The organism is Nocardiopsis deserti (assembly GCF_008638355.1).
GTDB lineage: Bacteria > Actinomycetota > Actinomycetes > Streptosporangiales > Streptosporangiaceae > Nocardiopsis > Nocardiopsis alborubida.
The window spans coordinates 48,463-68,651 of sequence record NZ_VWVS01000021.1 but is presented as its reverse complement, the minus strand read 5'-3'; the positions used below and the strand labels follow the sequence as shown (position 1 = coordinate 68,651).

Sequence of the window (20,189 nt, the reverse complement as noted above, 5' to 3'; positions counted from 1 at the left end):
GCTGACCCGGACTGGTATCGCTTGGTACCGGTGTGTGCCGTGCGGCACCGTCCGAGAGAGGTCAGCAGGCGCCGCACGGTAGCGCCGCGTCCCCGCACGTCCCGCCGATGGAGGAGCCCGACACGGTGACCTTCGCCCCCGAGCAGCACCGGCCCCCCGGTGCCCCGACGGAGCCGGGGGGAACACCGTCCAGCGGTGTGGTGGTCGGCGTCGACCTGCGCGGCATCCAGGCCTACGTGTACAGCGGGCGGCGCATCCTGGACGCGGTGGGGCGCGCGGCCCTCGTCGCGGAGCTCACCGACACCTCCGACGCCGAGCACGGGATCGCCGACCTGGTGCCGCCGGGCTGCGTGGTGCTGCGCGACGCCGGAGGGGCGCTCACCGCGGTCTTCCCCGACGCGGCCGCGGCGCGCGGTTTCACCGCCCGCTACACCCGCAGGCTGCGCGACCGCGCCGCTGACCTGACCCCCGTGGTCGCGCACGTGGCCTACGGCCCCGAGGCCGAACACGCGCCCCAGGGTTCGGGGACCGCCACCGCGGAGCACACCGACACGACGGCAGCCGCCGGGGCGGACCGCGCGCAGAGCACCGACACGACGGCGGTCCCCGGGGCGGACCGTACGGGGGCCGTGGATCCGCGTGAGGCCGCGGGCGCCGCGCCGGGGGGCGCACGATCGTCCGGAGGCGGTCCGACACGGCGCCCCGCGGGGGTGGACGAGGCGCTGGCCCTGCTCCCGGCGCGGCTGCGCGAGGCGCGGCGGCACATGTCGGCCCTGCACACCCCCGCCCACGGGTACGGGATCACCGCCGTGTGCTCGGTCAGCGGCGGCCCAGCCGAGTCGGTGGACAGCAGCCGTGCCCAGGACGACCACGCCGACGTGCACGAGCGGGTGGCCGCCGACGTCGCCCGGGCCCGGGGGATCGGCCGCCGCTGGCACCGCGCCCACAGCTCCGCCTGGCTGGCCGGTGCCGTCACCGCCGCCGGAGCCCCCGACCTGACCCTGCCGATGGAGGTGGACCGCCTGGGCCGTGACCACGGCGGCCTCAGCCGTGTCGCCGTCGTCCACATCGACGTCAACGGCTTGGGCGCACTCCTGGGCGAGTACCGCGAACGCGCGGGGGATCCGGCCGTGCCGGGTTCGGGCGCCTTCGCCCAGCGCCGCCTGTCCACCCGCGTCGCCGGACTCACCGAGGGGCTGGCCCGCGTCCTGGTGCGCGCGGTGGCGGCCACCGTCCACGCCGGGCCCGGCCGGCGCCCCGTCATTCCGGGGACCGGCGCCGCCGCGCCGATCACCCTGCACCACGAGCCGCCCGGACCCGTGGCCCTGCCGGTCCGCCCCGTCGTGGTCGCCGGAGACGACCTGACCGTGCTGTGCGACGCCCGGCTCGCCCTCAGCATGGTGCGCTACGCCCTCGACTGGCTGGACGCCGACCCCGTGCGCGTCGGTGACGACCGCGATCCCCGGGTGGGGCTGCACCGCGCGCTCGCCGAGGCCCACGGCGACCGCCCCGGCGGCGGCCGCACCGTCGTCGCGCCGGACGGTACGGCGCACACCACGTTCGTGCCCACGGTCGGGGTGGGCGTGGCGGTGCAGCCGGTCGGCGCCCCGCTGTCGCTGGGCTACGACCTGTGCGAGGCGATGTGCCGCCGCGCCAAGCAGCACCGCCTTCACGTCGCCGAGGCCGAACCCGGGGCCGGTGACGAGCACGCCGTGGCCTGGACGACGCGCCTCGACGGTGTCGGGCGGGTGCTGCGCCGCCTGGAGCGGGCCCGCCAGGCGCCCGTGCCGCGGACCTGCCTGCCCCTGAGCGGAACCGGGTTCGCCCGCTTCCTGGACCGGTACCTCTCCGCGACCGCTCCGGGCAGCCTGCTCGCCGACGGGGACACCCGGCAGCGGGGCTGGCTGGTCTCCGCGCTGGTCCCCCTGCTGGAGTCGGGGGCCGACCCGGGGCCCGAACTCGCCCGCCGCGCCCGCGTGACGGGCGGACCCGTCGACCTGCCCCGCGGTTGGACGCCCGGCGGTCTGCTCGACGCGGTCGAGGTGATGGACCTGCACCTGGACCCCGGGCTTGCGGCGGCCCTCGAACCCCACCGCCCCCAGTGGTGGGCGGGGAGCGACGGCCCGCGTGCCCGGGCGGTCCGCCCGCAGGGCGCGTCCCGGTGAGCCGCCCGGACCGCGTCACCGTGCACCTGGCCTCTCCGGCGCTGTTCGTCGGCGCCAGCGCGGACGGCACGGGCGCCGACACCGACGTGGTCACCGACGAGCACGGTCTGCCCTACCTGCCCCGACACCGCCTCGCCGCGCGGCTGCGCGCCGGAGCGGTCAGCGCCCTGGCGGTGGCGCCCGGCCTGGCCGAGGCCTGCGACGAGGTCTTCGGCCAGGGGAGTTCACACGGAGCGGACCGGATGCTGCGGGTGGGCCACGCCGTCCTGGGCGACGGGGTGCGCGCCGCGGTCGCCCGCGCGCTCGCCGGTCGGGCCGAACCGGTGCGCTCCACCCTGCGCCGCGCGGTCACCGGCGCCTACACGACCCTGGAGTCGGGCATCGCGGTGGGCCCGGACGGCGCGCCCGAGCCGGGCCGCCTGCGCACGCACCGGACGCTCCTGCCGGGGCTGACCCTCACCGCCGCGCTGACCTGGTCCTCGCCTCCGGGGGAGGAGCACTGGCGGCTGCTGGCCCGCGCCTGCCTGGCCACCACCCGCATCGGGTCGAGGGGCACACGCGGCCGGGGCCGGGTGGACGTGCGCCTGGCCGGGGCCGGGGGGAGTGACCCGCACGCGGTGACCCTGCGCCTGGCCGGGCCCGTGAACGGAGGCCGGGAACGGGAAGGTACACCCCCATGAGACTCCGTTCCCCCGGCACGGCGATGCCCGGTCCCACCGCCGCTCCGGCAGGGAACACCGTCGCGGGCGCGGATCCGGTGGCGCCACGGACGTCACGGCGTGGCACCGGACCGCACCGGGACGCGGGGGGAGGCATATGAGCGAGTTCGCGGTGAGCGGCTACCTTCCGCTGCGCTACGTCCTGACCGACACCCTGGCCGTACGCACCTCCTTCGACCCGCTGCGCGTGGACTCCGAGCACTCCGTCAGCGGCCGCGCCCAGCGCGGCATGCTCGCCGCCGCGCTGCGGCGCGCGGGCCGCGACCGCGAACTCCACGACTGGGTGGCCCGCGGCGAACAGGTCCGCTTCGCCCCCGCCCTCCCCCGCCTGGAACCCGGGGCCGACCCCGACCTCCACCACCACGTCCCCGCACGGGCCGCCGTCGCCCATCCCGCCCCCGCCCACCTGTACACACCGGGCAAGGACGGTGACACCACCGTCGACGCCTTCGGGCCCACCGACCCGGACACGCCCTACCGCGCGGTCCGCGACCCCCTCACCCCCGACCGCTCCCTGCGCGCCGCCGTGCGCACCACCGCCGAGCAGTACCTCGGCCGCCCCCGTACCGGCGACGCGCCCCGGGGCGTCCCCTTCCTCACCACCAGCATCGACCCCGGCCAGGTCTTCGAGGCCAGATGGCAGCTGCGCGCCCCCGACCACACGGCACTGCGGGCGCTGGCCGAACGCGTCACCGCCTTCCTCGCCGAGGCTGACGGCACCCTCACCCTCGGCTCCGGCGGCACCCGCGCCCACGGCGGCGTCCGTGTGGCCCCCGTCGACCCCGAACGCCTCCTGTCACCCGACCGCGTCGAACCCGCGGGCCCCCGCTCCTGGGCGGCCGGATCCCCCTTCGACCTGCTCCTGCTCTCCCCGGCGCTGCTGGTGGGGGACGACGGCCAGCACCGCCCGGCGCACCTGGTGCCCGCAGTAATCGACCTCCTGGCCCGGCGCCTGCCCGGCGCCCGCGCGCGCGTCCTCGCCAGCCACGCCGAGGCCGGGCTCGTCGGCGCCTACCACCGCGGCTACCACGGCCCCATGGCCCAGCGCTGGGCCGCCCGCCCCGGCGCGGTGGTCCGCCTGGTCCTGGACCGCGACCTGGACACCGAGCGCGTCCGCGACCTGGAGGCGCACCCCCTGGGCGAACGGGTCGTGGACGGCCACGGCCAGTTCACCCTGCTCTCCCCGCCACCTCCCGGCCCCGAACCCCTCGCCCCGCTGGCCGCCCCCCTCGCGGGCCGCGCGCCGGGCACCGTCGCCCTCCCCGACGGACGCGCCGTCCCCGCCATGGCGCCCTTCCCGCAGGAGGATGACGGCCAGCTGCACACCCTGTACGACGCGCTCCTGTGGAACGCCGCCACCCAGCCCGTCCGCGACCACGCCCGCGCCCTGGCCCGGGGCTCCGCCCGCTGGCTCGCTCCGCTCACTCCCAGCCTGTTGGGCCGCCTGCGCGAGGTCGTCACCCATCCCCACTCCACTCCCGAGGACGCCCTGGCCGCCCTCGAACGCACCGTCTGCGGCCGCGTCCCCGGCCACACGGGCAGCGCGGACACCACAGGCGCCCACAAGGTCCTGCACGACCGGGCCGTGCGCGCCCTGGACCGGGCACGCCTGGCCCGCCCGGGCCGCGACCGCCCCGTCACCGTCCGGTCCTGGCTGGGAGGCCTGTCCGGCGGAGCCGAGGCCTGGTGGCGGGACAACCGGCCCGACCCTGTACACAGCCCCGCCTACGCCCGGGCCGTCGCCGCCGTGGACCTCTCCCTGCCCGACGGCCTGCCCCCCGGCGGCCAGGGCCTGTCCCTCCGCGCCCGCGACTGGGAGCGCCGTGCCGCCGCCCGCCTCGCCCTGGTCCTGGTCTCCTCCTGGCTGGCCGAGGCCGCCCGCCTGCCGCGCGCCGAGCAGGACGGGGGACGCCCTGGTGGGGGAGGCCCCGGGTGAGCGGCGGGCCAGGCCCGCCCGGGCTGCTGTGGGAGATCACCCTGCGGCTGTGCCTGCTCTCCGACACCCATGTCGGGGCGGCCCGGGCCACGCCCCGCCACGCCGCCGGAAGCGACGTGGACCTGCACGTGGACCGCGACCCGGCCACCGGCGCGCCCCGCCTGCGCGCCACCACCCTGGCCGGGCTGCTGCGCCATGAACTCGCCGCACGCACGGGCGACCCCGAGAGCGTCCGCGCCCTCATGGGCTCGGCGGAGTCCGACGCCGCTCCGGACGGGGAGGAAGCCGCCACGAGCGCGCTGGACGTCGACGACGCCCGCGCCGAACTCCCCGACGACACCGCGGTCGCGGTCCGCACCGGCACCCGGGTCGACCCGGCCGCGGGCACCGTCCAGCCGGGCCGCACGTGGCGGTGGGAGATCCTGCCCGCGGGCACCGTGCTCACCGCGCACCTGCGCCTGCACGTGCCCGCGCCGGCCGACGAGGCCCGCCTGCTCACCCTGCTGCTCCTGGCCTGCGACGGACTCTCCGGACCCGGCGTTTCCGGCCCCGGCATCCGCGTGGGCGGGCGCACCGGCCGCGGCTACGGCGCCGTCCGCGCCACCCACTGGGCGGCGCGCCGCCACGACCTCACCGACGAGCGCGGCTGGTTCGCCTACCACGCGCGCTCCTGGGCCCGGCGCTGGGAGGAGGGCGCCGACGCGCTCGCCGACGCCCCCGCAGACCTGGCCACCGCCCTGACCGAGGCCCTGCGCACCTGCGGGCGCGGGGCCACCGCCGCCCACGCGACCGCCCGCGCGCACCGGCCGGACCGCCGCCACCGCGCCGAACTCCACCTGACCCTGGCCGTCGCCGAGCAGCCCGACCCCACCGCCCCGCCGCCGCGCGAACCCAGGCCCGGCCTGCTCATGGTCGGCGACGTCCCCGTCCCCGAACGCCTGGGCGAGGTGGACCGGGCGCACCGCCACCGCCCCGCCGTCACCGACCCGGACAAGGCCGCCGTCCACCCCGCCCCGGTCCTCGGCGACACCGCGCTGTTCGCCCTGTTCAAGAGGGTCGGCGGCCGACTGGTCCGGGACGCGGCCGAACACCTGGGCGCAGGACCGGGCCGATGGCGCAACTGGCACGACCGCTGGTGGGGTGCCGACACCGACCGCCGCGGCCTCCCGCGCCCCTCCCGGATCCGGCTGCGCACCGTCCCCGTGCTCACCGGCGGAGCGCCCCTGACCACCACCCGGCTGACCGTGGACTCCCTCTTCGGCGACGCCGTGGACGGCCGCCTGTTCACCACCGACCTGCACTGCGGCGGCAGCGCCGAGGTGGTCCTGGACGTGCGCGAGCCCGACGACGCGGTCCGCGGCCTGCTCGCCCTCCTCGTGCGGGAGCTGGCCACGGTACCCTTCGACACCCTCGGAGCGGGCGCCGGAAGCGGGAACGGGCGCCTGACCGCGACCCGCGCCCTCCTGGCCACCCACCCCGCGGGCGGAGGGCCGCCGGACGCGGTGGACCTGGTCACCGCACTGTTCGTACCCGCCAGCGCCGACGCGGCCACCGCGCGCGGCTGGCTGGCCGCCCTGCACGCCGCGCTCGCCCCCGAAGCCACGACGGAGGAGCCCAGGTGAACCACGAACCCCCTCGCCCGCACGGCCTGGCCGTGCGCCGTTTGACCGCCGCCCAGGTCGACGGAGTCCTCGACGACGTCTTCGTCCGCGGCGTCCGCTGCCGCCTGCTCGACACCGGGACGCCGGACCTCCCCGGCGCACCGGGCCAGCCGCAGTGGCTGCTCGCCGAACTCGGCGACGGCCGCGTCACCGGAGCCTGCCCGGGACCGCGGTGGCGTCGTTCGGACCAGCCGCCCACCGCCCACCTGTCGGCTCCACCCCCCGGCCCCGACGCCGACCGCTGGCGGGTCCTGGAGGTCCTGGTGTTCGGCCCGCACGCGCAGATCCGGCTCGGGGAGGGCGCCGAGGCCGGGTGGATCAGCGCGGACGCCCCCGGCGACCTCCCGGAGGAGTTGCGCCCGCGCGACCGCTCCCTCCTCCTCCAGGGCTGGAACGGCCCCTCCCACAGTCGCACCCTGGACGGGGAGGTGCCCCTGTCGGTGACGCGGGAGCCCTCCGGCACACAGGCGGTGCTCCCGGTGGCGTGGACCGACTTCTCCGGCCGCCTCCGCCCCGCGTCCGGCGGCGGGACCGCTCTGGAGAGCACGGGCACCTGGCTGACGGTGCGCGAGTACTGGGCGCAGGACCCCGCCACCGGTGCGGTGGGCGTGGCCTTCCACCGGCTCACCGGGATGCGCCCGGGGGTCAAACCGACCGGACCGGAGTTCGACGTGGGCACCGGCGACGAGATCCGGGGGAGGGGAAGCCGTGGTGAACCCCGGTGAGATCGCCGCCCGGTTCGGCGACGCCCCGCGCCCGCGGGCGCGGCGGTTCCACGCCACCGCGCCCTACGGCCTGGTCCGGATCGCCGACACCCCCATGCCCGCCGCCGACCTGCACGGCGACCATCCCACCGACGCACTGCTGCGCAGCCACGACCGCACCATGGCGGGCACCCACTCGGGGTGGATCGACCTGACCCTGACCACGCTCACCCCCACCTTCGTCGGCCAGACTCTCGAACGCGGGCGCGTGAACGCCTCCACCCGCTTCCCGCACGGCGACCGCCACCTGCCCGCCGTCCCCGGCCCGACCCTGCGCGGCCTGGTCCGTAACACCGTGCGCATGCTCACCAGCGGCGAGACCGGCCCGGTCAACACCCCGATGCTGTTCTTCCGCGCACCCGTGCGCATCGACCCCGACAGCGCCGACAGCGCCCTGTCCACGCGCGCCCGCAGGGTCATGGCCCACCAGCACTCCCACTACCGCAGGCGCCGGTCCGGGCTGCGCACCAAGCAGGGGTTCCTGTTCCACTCGCCGCCCGACGGGCGCTGGTACGTGGTCGAGGTCCCCGCCACCGCCCTGTCCGGCGAGCCCGGCCAGGCCCTCAAGGTGCCCTTCACGGTCCTGCGCGAGAGCCTGCGCACCTGGGACTTCGGCGTCGACGACTTCCCCGACCCGCCCAGGAGCAACGCCTATGTCCCCACCACCCACGAACAGCACGGGCACCTCCAGTACCGGTGGGTGTACGCCGTCCACCTGCCCGGGGAGCGGCGCGTGGCCGCCGTCGCACCCACCGAGGAGGAGGCCCGCGCCTACCTCGGCGCCCGCGCCAACGGCGCCCGCGACCTGGGCCGGGGAGGGGTGCTGCGGGCCCTGGTGGTCCTGACCGGGGTCGCCGCGGGCGAGCGCCGCAACGCCTACCTCTTCCCCCGGCCCGCCGACCTGGGCGGACGCCTGCGCGTCCCGGACGCCATGGTGGAGCTGTTCGAGTCGGCCGAACAGGTCACCGGCTACCAGCGCGCCGCCTTCCCCGACACCCTGGGCACGGGCGCGGCCGACCCCGTGCGTGAACCGGTCGCCGGGGCCAGCGGCGGCGGCCTGCCCCGCCGCGGACTCGAACCGGTCTGGTTCGACCTCGACGCGTCAGGGTCGGTGGTCTCCTTCGGCCGCTCCGGCGGCTACCGCATCGCCGTCAGCGACGACAACCCGGTCCGCCGGGCCCTGCCCGCGTCCGTCCTGGGACCCCAGCACGGCGACCCGGGCCGGGCCGCCCTGGCGGGCCGCACGGTGGACGTGTGCCGCGCCCTGTTCGGCGACACCGACACCTTCGCGGGCGAGGCGGGGGCGTCCAAGGGCCGGGTGTCCTTCGGCAGCGCGCTGAGCACCGACCCCGATCCGGACTACCCCGACGGCGCGGCCCTGCGCGTGCAACTGCTCTCCCCCCAGCGCGGCTGCTTCGCCAACTACCTGGTCCAAGGGCCCGACGCCGCCTCCGGGGACCGGCCCGACATCATCACGTGGTCGCACGAGGGCCTGGTGCGCCTGGGCGGGTACAAGGTCTACCTGCACCGGCACCGCGCCGCCCCGGGCGGACCGGTGCGCTACGACGCCCGCACCCAGGAGGAGCTGGGACTGACGGTGCTGGCGCCGGGATCCCAGCCCGAACCGCCCCGCGACACCCAGCGCGACATCGTTCCCCTCCGTGACGGCCTCACCTTTCGCTCACGCATCACCTTCACCAACCTCACCGACGGCGAACTCGGTGCGCTGCTGCGCGCCCTGCTGCTGGACAACCCCGTGGACGGGGGCGACCCCGCCGACCCCGAACACGCGCACAAGATCGGTATGGGCAAGTCGCTGGGTATGGGCAGCGTCCACCTGCGCCCCGAGCTGTACCTGGTGGACCGGCGCGCCCGCGCGCTGTCCCTGGACCCGGGCGCCGGGGTCGTGCGCGCCGGGGAGGAACGGGTCCGGGGGTTCCTGGACGCGTTCGGCGCCGCCCTGGCGGCCAGACGCCTGCGGGGTGAGCCCGCCCCGGAGCGCTGGCGGGAGGTGGACCAGGCGGTGGACGTGTGCCTGGCCAGCCGGTGGCGCGGCCGCCTGCCCTGGGAGGCGACCGCGGTGATGTCGCTGCGCGAGTTCGCCGAGTACCCGGTGCTGCCCCCGCTCACCCAGCGGTTCCGCGACGCCGGATGAGCGCTTCCCCTCACGGGCGTCCGTCGACGGTCTCGGCCAGCGCCTCCAGCAGGTCCGCGCGCAGGTCGGGTTCCTCCTGGGCGCCCGACCACAGCGCCGGGGCGGGCTCCTCCTCCAGCAGCGCGCACAGCAGGGTGTCGAGTGCGTCCTGGGGGTCGGCCTCGAAGTCCTCCCGCGCGGCCTGGGCCCGCTCTGTCAGCTCCCGGGCGGTGCGCTCCAGCCAGGCGCGCTCCCGCGCGCCCAGCACCTCACGTCGCTCCGAGGCCTCCTCCTCGGGTTCGGGCGCGTCGGGGACGGGGGAGTAGGGCGCGCTGCGCGCCCGTCCCCGCGCCTGCTGCACCAGCCGGAAGTGGACGGGCATGTCCACCGCCATCCGGCCCAGCACGCCGGTGAGCCTGCGGGCGACGTCCTCGCCGCTCATGCCGGGCAGCAGGCCGCGCAGCAGCAGGCGGCGCCGCTGGTCGGGAGTGCGGCCCGCGTCGGCGTCGCGTCCGGAGGCCAGTTCGGCCAGCTTGCGCAGCAGGTAGTCGCCGGTGGCGGTGGAGACCATGGGCGGTTCCCCGACCGCGGTCAGGGCGCGTCCGCGCAGGTCGGCGACGGGTACGGCGCTGCCGTCCTCGGTGAAGGAGACCGCCTCGCCGGGGTGCACGTCCTCGGGCAGGTCGGCGGCGGGGTTGCCCCAGCCCGCGGTGAGCACCAGCATGGCCAGCGCCTCCTGGTCGACCACGTCCGAGGCGACCCGGGCCACGTCGCGGCGCTGCGCCCAGCGGCGCGGGCGCTCGGAGAACGCGCAGCGCACCTGGCCGTCGGCGGAGGCCTGCGGGTAGACGCGGCGCAGGTTCTTGTAGGAGCGGTCCCGGCGCACGTCGTCCAGGGCGTCGCGCAGCCGGTGCGCGGCGGTACGGTCGACGGCGGCGCCCTCGGGCACGGCGCGGCGCATGCGCACGGCGACGACGCCCTCGGGGTCGCCTCCGTGCACCGGGCACGGGCAGTGCTCGGCGCACAGGTCGACATAGTCGCAGAACTGTTCGGAGTGACCCGAGCAGCCCTGTGCGGTTCCGTCCGCGGAGCACGGCCCGCACCCCAGGACGCGCGTGAAGGTGCGCAGGAAGGCGGTGGAGCCGAACAACTCCCAGGCGGAGCAGTGGTGCGTGCTCACGAACTCTTCTCCCCGGTGGTCCGGGGCCGGGTCGCTTCCCCAGCCCTCCGGGAAAGCGCGTAAGAGAACGCGAGACCTCAGGTGACACCCCCGCGTCAACGGGAGGTCACCTATCAAATTAGGCCCACTGCGGGGGAAATGTCAATTGTTGGACTCCCGTACCAAGCCGCATGAATCCCTATAGACAAGTACAAAATGGATATCAGTAACAATGGCCTCAGTGTTTACGGCTTCTCCGGTCCGGCATGTTCCCCGGGGGGTGCGTGCTGTGTCCGAGAGACTGCGGTGAGGGCGCGGCGCCGCCGGACCCGGCGGTCGGCCCGGCCGGCGGAGGAAGCGAGAGGAACGGAGGTCGCCGGATGCGGGTGGTCAACCTGACGCCGCATGTGGTGACAGTCGTGGACGAGAGGTCGCGCGTCATCCGGCGCTGGCCCAGGTCGGCCCGACCGGCCCGGGTGGAGGCCGTCCGCGTCCCCGTGGGCCTGGAGGTCGCCGGGGTTCCGCTGATGGCCGAGGAGCGCACCCGGGCCAACCTTCCCGAACCGCAGGAGGGCGTGTGGTTCATCGTCTCCTCCGTGGTCGTCTCCGCCCACCCCGAACGCCGTGACCTGCTGGTACCCTCCGACCTCGTGCGCGACGGCAGCGGTGTGGTCACCGCCTGCCGCTCCTTCGTCGTCAGCGGCGCCCCGGTGCGGCTCGGCCCCTGTCCGCGGGACGCGGAGGCGGTGCCGGAGGAGGCGGTGGGCGCCTAGATCGTTGATGGGAGTTTCCTGAAACTCCTGCGCCCATGACGAAGGGCGTCGAGGATCGGTGTGTGACGACCAACCTTGACGCCCTTCTGACCGCACTCTACGTCCATCTGGACGACCACGTCCTGCCTTCGCGCGAACAACCCGTCAAACGCGGCCCGAACCGGCTGCTCACCAACGCCGAACTCGTCTGCGTCGCGGTGGCCCAGGTCCTGCTGCGCCATGACTCCGAACGCCACTGGATGCGCGCCGCCCCCGCCCGGATCGGCCACCTCTTCCCCCGCCTGCCGGGCCAGTCCGAGTACAACCGTCACCTGCGCGCTCTGGGACCGGCCCTACGCGCAGCGGCGATGTGGCTCGCCCGGGCCGTGCCCACCTGGTGGGAGCGGCTGCGGTTGATGGACGGCACCCCGGTGCGCTGCGGCGCCTCCCGGGTCACGGTCAACCGCTCCGGTCTGGGTGAGATCGCCGGGTATGGCATGGACAAGTCCCACCACGCCTTCTACTGGGGTGCCAAGCTCATGCTCATCACCTCCACCGAGGGGACGGTGTGCGCGTTCAGCCTGGCCCACCCCAAAGAACTGGACGAGCGCAAGCAGGCCCTGCACCTGCTCCACGTCCAGGACTGCGCCCCGGGCCCGGCCCCGATCGTGTGTGACAAGGGCTTCGCGGGGGTCGGGATCGAGAACGCGGCGGCCGACCTGGGGCATCTGCTCATTCGTCCGGTCCGCGAGGACGAACCCGAACCCGAGGTGGAGGTGTTACCGGTGTGACGCGAGCGCCCCTGACCTGTGACCGGCGGAAAGCGGCGCCGCCGCCCCGGGCGCTGGAGAAACCCGGGCGCTGGAGAAACGGAGTCCCACCGCATAGCGTGGTCGTCCGACGCCCCCTCCCGGAACAGGACGCCGTGGACAGCCCCCGTGCCGCCGTCGTGCTCGTCGGACAGAACCCCACCCCCGCGCTGCTGTCCTCGCTCACCCTGCGCGCCGACCACCTGGCCCTGGTGGCCAGCGACGGGACCCGGCCGCTGGCCCGGCGCGTGGCCGCAGCCGTGGAGCGCCTGGCCTCCCCCGAGTCGGTGAGCGTGGTGAGCGTGGGGCCCGACCCGCACGACTTCGGCCCGGTCACCGACACCCTGGCCGCCCTGCACCGCGCCAACGGCGGCGAACCCTGGTACCTGGACTACACCGGCGGCACCAAGGTGATGAGCGTGGCCGCGGCCCTGCTGCACGAGCGGGCCCTGCCGCCGGACCGGCACCCCCGTGCCCGCCGCTGGCGCCACTACCTGGACGCGGTCCACGACCGCCTGCGCACCGCCGACGGCTCCCATCCGGGGCGTCCGCTGGTCATCGACGGCGTCGACCTGCGGACCCTCGCCGGAATCCACGGCGCCCACTGGCTGGAGGACCGCGACCCCGAACCCGTCCGCCTCTTCGTCCAGGGCGGGCGCCAGGCCCTCCAAGCGCGCTTTCCCGACCTGTCCCCGGCCGTGCGGCGCGGCGTCGTCGCCGAGGGCCGCGTCCTGTCCCACCTGCTGCGCCACACGCGCCGCAGGCCCGACACCGAGGTCGTCGGGGCACGCCAGGTCGCCGATCCCCGCCACTCCGGGGGTTCCGTCGCCGACTTCGACGCCGTCCTGCGCCACCGCCACCGCGTGCTGTGCGTGGAGGCCAAGACCCGACCCGAGGACGTCGTCGCCCGGGCCGGGTGGACGGTGGCCAAGGCCCGCCGGGTCTTCGGCACCGCCGTCCAGGTGCTGTTCGTCCACTCCGGACCCGCGGTCCCCGGGCTGCGCGAGCGCGTCACCGCCTACAACCCGGCGCTGACCGCCCGCAGCGTGCACGTGTGGAGCCTGGAGGACCTGCTGTCCCGGCTGACGTCGTTCGAGGACATCCGCGGGGCCTTCTTCCCGGGCCTGTCCTCCTCCGGTGCGGGTGGTCCGGAACCGGTCCGCACGCCCGGCCCGACGCCCGGGCCCGGTTCGACCGGTGCCCCGGACCCGACCGGGGAGCCCGGACCGGAACGGCTGCCTGATCCGACCGGGAGGCCCGGACCGAACGGAGCCCCCGCCCCCGGCCCCCTCCCCGCACCGCCGGAGGCCGCCGAGCCTCCGCCGCCCGAGCGCCACCCCGTACCCGGGGACGGCCCCGTCCTGGTCACCTCCCTGGGCGGCAGCCGCCTGGGCACCCTCACCGCCGTGCACGCCCACCGGCCCGCCCGCGCCCTGGTCCTGTCCTCCAGGCAGAGCGTGCGCGACCGGATGCGCGAGTCCGCCGCCCGGACCCTGCACGCCGCCGAGCACCCCGAAGCCCCGCCCGCCGACGCCGCCCTGCTCAAGGAGACCGGATACCGCGACCGGGTCCGCTTCACCCCCGACCCCGTGGACGGGTCCGACGCCGACGCGGTCGCCGCCGCCGCCCACGACTGGATCGTGCGCGAGCAGCGGGCCGACCCGCCGCCCCCGGTCGTCGCCGACATCACGACCGGCACCAAGGCGATGAGCCTGGGACTGGCCCTGGCCGCCCGCCGCACGGGCGCCTGCGCCACCTACCAGTTGGCGCGCAGGCGGACCGTGGTCTGCCTGACCCACGGCGAGCTGCCCCTGCGGGGCCGCGCCAGCGTCGACTGGCACCTGGTCCTGCCCGGGTACACGCCGCTGCCCGGCGACGGTGCGGGGGACGGGAACGGTTCGCTGACCGGGAACGCCTGCCGGGCGGCCCGTACCCAGGTGGACACCGCCCTGCTCGACGCCGCCCGCACCGCACTCGTACGCGCGGCCAGCGGTCCGGTCCAGGTGTGGATGGACTCCTCCCTCACCGACCCCGAGGAGTGCCTGACCGCCCAGGAGCGGTCCAGCCTGGTGCTCACCTTCGAGGACCGGGCGGTGGGCCTGACCGCGCCCGGCTGGCGGCGGCGCCGCGACCCCGGCGGGGAGTCGCGCGAGGTGGGCCGGGGCGCGTGGGCGCAGAGCGTGTTCGCCGCCACCGCCCACCTCAGCACGCGCTGCGACGTGGCGGGGACGGTGGTCGCCCTGACCCGGCCGGGAGGCGACGTCAGCCGCGCGGTCGAACTGGTGGACTGGATCGCCCACGCGGACCCGTCACTGGACGGGGAGCCCGGACGGATCGCGTTCGGCGACCCCCTGCGCCCCCTGGTGGCGGTCGCCTCCCCGGGCGCCCTGCCCGCGCTGTTGGACACCGACGTCAGCCTGCTCTGACGCGCCGGCAGCACCGCCCCGGGCGTTCGGCCTGACCGTCTTTTTGCACGTCGGCGAACCTGTTCCGGAGGTTGCACGCACCCCTTCCGGGCAGGATGGGAGGGCAGGCAGGCCGGGACGCGGGAACGGAGTCAGCGGTGCGGTGCGGGGTACGTGCCCCCGGACTCGGTGGGCTCATGGCGGTGGTGCTGGTCGCCGCCTGCTCTCCTCCCGCCGACGACCCCTTCCTCGGGCAGGACGTCGCCTGGCGGCCCTGTCACGGGGACGCGGAGACCGCCGGACCGGCGGACGGCAACGGCGAACCCTCCGCGCGGGAAGCCCCACCCACCGCACGCGACACCGAACCGGCCGCGCGCGCCACCGGCCCGGCCGACCGGAAATCCGACTCGGAGTGGCTGGAGAGCCTGGAGTGCGGCACGGTCACGGTACCCCTGGACCACGACGAGCCCGGCGGGAGGACCCTCGACATCGCCCTGGTCCGCGCGCCCGCCAGCGGCCCGCCGGAGGAGCGCCTGGGCTCCCTGGTCGTCAACCCGGGCGGCCCCGGCGCCTCCGGAGTCCGAGCCCTGGACTCGCCCCTGTTCGGCGACGACGTCCGCGCCGCCTTCGACCTCGTCTCCTTCGACCCGCGCGGAGTCGGAGGCAGCGGCGGCTTCGCCTGCGGGGACCGGTACGCCCTGGTCGAGGCACGCCAGGACGTGGCCGGTACCGACCCCGGCGACCTGGGCGCCGCCGAGCTCCAACCCCTGGAGGACGCCGCCCGCAGGTACGCCCGGGCCTGCGCGGAGACCGTGGGGGAGGAGTTCCTGACCCGCCTCGGCACCGTCCACGTCGCCCGCGACCTCGACATCGTCCGCGACGCCCTGGGCGAGGAACGGCTGAACTTCGTCGGCCACTCCTACGGCGCCCACCTCGGCGCCCTCTACGCCCACCTGTATCCCGACCGCGTCCGGGCGGTGGTCCTGGACGGCGCCGTGGCGAGCGGAACCTCCAACGCGCGGGCCGCCGTCGACCAGGTCGCCGCCCTCCAGAGCACCTGGAACACGTTCGTGGCCCACTGCGCCCGGGACGCCGCCTGCCCGTTCGCCGGAGCGGACCGCGCACCCGGCTCCGGCGGCTCGGGAACCCTCAGCGAGGCCGACGTCCGGGCGACCGCCCTCCTGCGCGGCCTCGACCGCCTCCCCGCCGAGGCCGAGGGGATTCCGGTGGACGGCCGCACACTGATGACCATGGTCGTCATGGAGCTGTACCGCGAGGACGGCTGGGACCTGCTCGCCGACCTGTTCACCGCCCTCGCCGAGGACGACGCCGAGGGGACCGGGCGCCACCTCGGGATGCTCTACGACCGCACCTTCGGCGCGTACGCGCGGGCGGGCTCCGGCGAGGTCGCCCCGGGAACGGAGCACCAGGACGCGAGCGCGGTGTTCACCGCCGTGAACTGCGCCGACCGCGCCGACCCGGTGACCGTGCAGGCCTACCGCGACGCCGCCGACGAGGCGGCCGACCTCGCCCCGCTGTTCGGACCCGACCCGGTGTGGGACCACCTGCCGTGCGCGTACTGGCCCGAGACGGGAGAGGTCCCCACGGCCACCGCGCCGGACGCGCCGCCGGTCGTGGTCGTGGGCGCCGTCGGCGACCCCGCCACCCCCTACTCCTGGGCCGAGGGCCTGGCCGAACGGATGGAGACGGCCACCCTGGTCACCTACGAGGGCGCGGGGCACACCGTCTACGGAACGGGTCTCAGCCCGTGCGTGGACGACGCGGTGGACGCCTACCTGCTCACCGGCGAGGCGCCCGAACCCGGGTTCACCTGCCCCGGCGCACTCGACTGAGGCGCCCCGGACCGGCGCTCACGCCCGCGCCCGAGCCCGTGTACGCGGCCCGGCGCGTACACTCCAGTCATGGCCTATACGCGCGCGGTGGAGCAGGGTCCGTTCCGGACCGCCCTCGTCCCGGGCTCGGCCGCCGCGGCTCCCCCGACCGTCAGCCTGTCGACCTCCGTCCTCCCGGCGACGCCCCGCACCGGCCTCACGGCCCTGCACGGCCACGGTTAGCGACCTCTCCACGTAGTCCCGGCCGCCCCCGGAGGCGGCCGCGCCCGCGACTTCCAGCGTCCCGCGGCTCGTCACTCTCCGCGCGCACCGCGCGCCTCTCCGCCTCCGTCCGAGCCCCTGCCGGGCTGGACCGGGGCTTTCTCCCCCAGTTCCGCACCACTCTCCACGCCAGTCGGCTCCGTCGGCTGCGTCCGCGGGTGCGGCCGTGCCCACGGTGCCGGCCGCGCCACTTCCGAAGGGACCTCCCATGAAGCTGAGCGAACTGCTGTACGGCCACGACCACCAGGTACTGCACGGGGACCAGGACACACCGATCACCTCGGGGCCGTGCCTGGACGCCGACCGCGTGACTCCCGGTTCGCTCTACATCGCCCTGCCCGGACACCGCGAGGGCGGTCCCGAGGCACTCGGGGAGGCGCTCGCCCGCGGAGCCGCCGCCGTGCTCGTCGAGGGTCCGCTCCCGGCCGTGGACCGGCCGACGGACACCGGCGCGTGCGTGGTCCGGGTGCCGGACGCGCGGATCGCGACAGCACTGGTCTCGGTGCGCTACCACGGTGAACCGGGACGCGCCATGGACGTGGTCGCCGTCACCGGCACCAACGGCAAGACGTCGGTGTCGTCCATGTACGAGTCGCTGCTGACGCTCTCCGAGGGCGCCCGGGTGGGGGTCATCGGGACCTCCGGGGCCCGGGTGGGCGGTGAACCGATCCCCATGCCGAGGTCCGTGCTGAGCACGCCGGAGTCACCGGACCTCCAGTACCTGCTGGCGTGTATGCGCGGCCGGGGCAGCGGCAGCGTCGTGCTGGAGGCGACGTCGATGGGACTGCTCAACCACAGGGTGGACGGTTCCTTCGTCGACGTCGGGGTCTTCACCAACCTGACCCAGGACCACCTGGACGACCACGGCACGATGGAGAGCTACACGAGGGCGAAGATGCTCCTGTTCCAGGGCATGTGCCGACGCGCCGTGGTCAACGCCGACGATCCCGTGGGCGCCGCGATCCCGGCCATGATGCCCGGCGCCGTGACCACCTACGCCATCGAGGCGGACGCGGACTACCGGGCGACCGACCTGGCCGTCGACGCCTCGGGAACGCGGTTCGTCCTGCACCACGACAACCGCAAGTACCCGGCGGCGATCCCCGTCCCGGGCCGCTTCTCGGTGTCCAACGCGCTGGCCGCGGTGGCGGCCTGCCACGTCCTGGGCCACAACCTGGGCGCACTGGTGGACGCCCTCGACCGGATGCCGCAGATCCCGGGCCGGTTCGAGCACTTCGCCACTCCCGAAGGGGTCTCCGTCATCGTGGACTACGCCCACTCGTCCGACTCCCTGGACAAGGTCCTGTGCACGATCCGCGGGTTCGCCCCGCGCCGGGTGCTCACCGTCTTCGGCTGCGGCGGAGACCGGGACACCACCAAGCGCGCCCGGATGGGTGAGATCGCGGGAACCTACTCCGACCTGTGCTTTCTCACCTCGGACAATCCCCGCTACGAGGACCCGGAGGCGATCATGGACCAGGTCGCCCCGGGCATCGAGGCGGCCGGCACACCCTTCGCGCGGGTGGGCGACCGGCGCGGCGCCATCGCCCTCGCCCTGTCCTCGGCCGAGTCGGGCGACGTCGTCCTGGTCGCGGGCAAGGGCAGCGAGACCCACCAGAGCGTCGGCGGCGACCTCATCCCCTTCGACGACATGACGGTCGTGCGCGAGCTCGCCGGCGCCTGAGGGCGCTCCCCTTCCGTGCGGACCTCCCGGAGGGGACGCCGCCCGACGGGGGAACGGGCGCCGCGCGCACGACCGCCCCGACCGGATCCGGCCGGGGCGGTCGTCGGTGTCGACCGGGCTCCTGTCGACTGACGGGAACGCCGCGAGAGTAGTAGCGCTGGGGCGCCGCGCCGCAGGGTGCGTGTGTGCCGGACTAGAGCTCGGAGGCCGCCGCCTCGTCCACCCAGAACACGGTGCGCTCGGAACCGCGCGCACCGGCCACGGGGGCCTCGTCCACGCTGCCCCCGGCCAGGCCCAGCCGCACGGCCTCGGCCTTGCCCTCGCCCGAGGCCAGCACCCACACCTCGCGGGCCGTCCGGATCGACGGCAGCGTCAGGGTGATCCGCTGGGGAGGGGGCTTGGGCGAGTCGTGCACCGCGGCCACCGACGCCTCGTCCTCGCGCACCCCCGGCAGCCCCGGGAAGAGCGAGGCCACGTGCGCGTCCGGACCCACGCCCAGCAGGCACACGTCGAACACGGGGACCGGTCCCTGGGCCCGCGCGGCCACCGCCAGCTCCCGGCCGTAGCGGGTGGCGGCGTGCTCGACGTGGTCGCCGTCCATCCCGTCGGAGGCGGGCATCGGGTGCACGTTGTGCGCGGGCACCGGGACCGCGTCGATCAGCGCCGCGCACGCCTGGGTCTCGTTGCGCTCGGGGTCCTTGTCCGGCAGGAAGCGCTCGTCACCCCACCACAGGTGCACGTGCGACCAGCTGATCCCGGCCTCCCGGGCGTGGTCGCGCACCGCCTCCAGGGTGCGGATGCCGATCCCGCCCCCGGTCAGCACCAGGTGGAAGTCGCGCCTGTCCGCCTCGGCCTGGACGATCATGTTCACCAGCTTCAACGCGACGCTGTCGGCCAGCGCCCCCGCGTCGGAGTGGCGGACGATCTCCGGTTCGCTCATCCTCGTGCTCCGCTTCCGGAGAGCAGCGGCTCCAGGTGCCTGGCCGCGCTCTCGTAGATCTCGTCGGGGTCCAGACGGCGCAGTTCCTCGGCCAGGGCCCCGGAGGCGGCGCGCCGCGCCAGGGCCACCGTCTGGTCGGGCTGCCCGAACCGCGACAGCGTGGCCACCCGGCCGTCCACCCGGGAGATCACGATGTCCCCCTGGTCGGTGGTCAGGCGGACCTCGGTCAGGCCGGGGCCGTGCGAGGTCTCGCGGGCCACCGGCACTTCCAGCCGGTCCGACAGCCACGCCGCCATCAGCTCGGCGCTCGGGTAGTGCGACTCGGCCGTCACGCTGGCCGAGGTCACCCACCCGCAGGGCTGGTCCATGGCGCTGGCCAGCAGCGAGCGCCACGGCGTCAGCCGGGTCCAGGTCAGGTCGGTGTCGCCCGGGCTGTAGTGGGACACCCGTTCCACCAGGTCGCGGACCGGGTCCGGGGCGCGCAGCGCGTCGGTGATCCGGCGCTGGGCCAGGCGGCCGATGGGGTCCGCGACCGGGTTGGCCGGGCCCACACCCGGCCACCACACCACCACCGGTGCCTCGGGCACCAGCAGCGGGGTGACCACCGAGTCCGCGTGCCCGCCCAGCGGCCCGTACAGCCGCAGCAGCACCGCCTCGCCGGGGCCCGAGGTGCCCGGGCGGCGGATCTCGGCGTCGATGGCCGGTTCGGCGTCGGGGTCGCGCCGCACCAGCGCCACCACGCGCGAGGGGTGCTCGCGGCCCGCCTCGGTGGCGGCGCGCACCGCGTCGTAGTGGTCGGCCTCGTCGGTGACGATGACCAGGGTCAGGACCATGTTCATGGCACCGCCGCCCACGCTGAGCCGCTCGGCCATGAGCGCCTCGGTGATCTGCGAGGTCGTGGTGCGCGGCAGGTAGAGCGTCATCGGTTCCTCCAGGCGGGGTCGTGG

General features: G+C 75.9%; 14 protein-coding genes and 1 pseudogene. 12 read left to right on the top strand and 3 right to left on the bottom strand.

Annotated features, from left to right (window positions below):
* The first annotated feature begins 107 nt into the window (after positions 1-107).
* The 6 genes from FYW99_RS26095 (at position 108) to FYW99_RS26070 (ending at position 9,400) form a co-directional block, all read left to right on the top strand.
* Positions 108-2,165 carry a thioesterase domain-containing protein gene (locus FYW99_RS26095; RefSeq protein WP_223839580.1) on the top strand — a complete coding sequence of 686 codons (2,058 nt, stop codon included), beginning with the start codon at positions 108-110 and terminating at the stop codon, positions 2,163-2,165.
* Complete coding sequence (locus tag FYW99_RS26090) at positions 2,162-2,845, top strand: hypothetical protein (protein ID WP_150254684.1); 684 nt, start codon at positions 2,162-2,164, stop codon at positions 2,843-2,845. Before FYW99_RS26095 ends, FYW99_RS26090 begins: the two co-directional genes overlap by 4 nt.
* Before the next feature lie 136 nt (positions 2,846-2,981).
* Positions 2,982-4,820 (top strand): hypothetical protein, encoded by a 1,839-nt coding sequence (locus tag FYW99_RS26085; RefSeq protein ID WP_150254683.1) that lies wholly within the window; start codon positions 2,982-2,984, stop codon positions 4,818-4,820.
* Complete coding sequence (locus tag FYW99_RS26080; protein ID WP_150254682.1) at positions 4,817-6,442, top strand: RAMP superfamily CRISPR-associated protein; 1,626 nt, start codon at positions 4,817-4,819, stop codon at positions 6,440-6,442. Before FYW99_RS26085 ends, FYW99_RS26080 begins: the two co-directional genes overlap by 4 nt.
* Positions 6,439-7,206 carry a hypothetical protein gene (locus tag FYW99_RS26075; protein ID WP_150254681.1) on the top strand — a complete coding sequence of 256 codons (768 nt, stop codon included), beginning with the start codon at positions 6,439-6,441 and terminating at the stop codon, positions 7,204-7,206. Before FYW99_RS26080 ends, FYW99_RS26075 begins: the two co-directional genes overlap by 4 nt.
* Positions 7,190-9,400, top strand: coding sequence for a TIGR03986 family type III CRISPR-associated RAMP protein (locus tag FYW99_RS26070; protein ID WP_150254680.1), 2,211 nt, complete (start codon positions 7,190-7,192; stop codon positions 9,398-9,400). Before FYW99_RS26075 ends, FYW99_RS26070 begins: the two co-directional genes overlap by 17 nt.
* 10 nt (positions 9,401-9,410) lie before the next feature.
* Here the strand turns inward: FYW99_RS26070 and FYW99_RS26065 are convergent, their stop codons facing one another.
* Positions 9,411-10,559 carry a hypothetical protein gene (locus FYW99_RS26065; RefSeq protein WP_150254679.1) on the bottom strand — a complete coding sequence of 383 codons (1,149 nt, stop codon included), beginning with the start codon at positions 10,557-10,559 and terminating at the stop codon, positions 9,411-9,413.
* A gap of 359 nt (positions 10,560-10,918) precedes the next feature.
* On the opposite strand from FYW99_RS26065, the gene FYW99_RS26060 reads away from it, so the two are divergent.
* The 6 genes and pseudogenes from FYW99_RS26060 (at position 10,919) to FYW99_RS26040 (ending at position 18,302) form a co-directional block, all read left to right on the top strand.
* A complete protein-coding gene (locus FYW99_RS26060; protein ID WP_150254678.1) occupies positions 10,919-11,311 on the top strand; it encodes a hypothetical protein in 393 nt (130 codons plus the stop codon).
* 62 nt (positions 11,312-11,373) lie between these two features.
* Positions 11,374-12,063 (top strand): annotated as a pseudogene (locus FYW99_RS26055) (IS982 family transposase); the annotation flags it as partial.
* 152 nt (positions 12,064-12,215) lie between these two features.
* A complete protein-coding gene (locus tag FYW99_RS26050) occupies positions 12,216-14,525 on the top strand; it encodes a CRISPR-associated protein (RefSeq protein WP_150254677.1) in 2,310 nt (769 codons plus the stop codon).
* A 176-nt stretch (positions 14,526-14,701) separates the two neighbouring features.
* A complete protein-coding gene (locus FYW99_RS26045; protein WP_150254676.1) occupies positions 14,702-16,357 on the top strand; it encodes an alpha/beta hydrolase in 1,656 nt (551 codons plus the stop codon).
* A 69-nt stretch (positions 16,358-16,426) separates the two neighbouring features.
* Positions 16,427-16,579 (top strand): hypothetical protein, encoded by a 153-nt coding sequence (locus tag FYW99_RS31975; protein ID WP_190394813.1) that lies wholly within the window; start codon positions 16,427-16,429, stop codon positions 16,577-16,579.
* A 247-nt stretch (positions 16,580-16,826) separates the two neighbouring features.
* Entirely contained in the window at positions 16,827-18,302 is a 1,476-nt protein-coding gene (locus tag FYW99_RS26040; protein WP_150254675.1) for a UDP-N-acetylmuramoyl-L-alanyl-D-glutamate--2,6-diaminopimelate ligase, read from the top strand.
* 193 nt (positions 18,303-18,495) lie between these two features.
* On the opposite strand, the gene pgl is transcribed toward FYW99_RS26040, so the two are convergent.
* Positions 18,496-19,242 (bottom strand): 6-phosphogluconolactonase, encoded by a 747-nt coding sequence (gene pgl, locus FYW99_RS26035; protein ID WP_150254674.1) that lies wholly within the window; start codon positions 19,240-19,242, stop codon positions 18,496-18,498.
* Complete coding sequence (locus FYW99_RS26030; protein ID WP_150254673.1) at positions 19,239-20,165, bottom strand: glucose-6-phosphate dehydrogenase assembly protein OpcA; 927 nt, start codon at positions 20,163-20,165, stop codon at positions 19,239-19,241. The genes pgl and FYW99_RS26030 overlap by 4 nt, the downstream gene beginning before the upstream one ends.
* Positions 20,166-20,189: the final 24 nt, after the last annotated feature.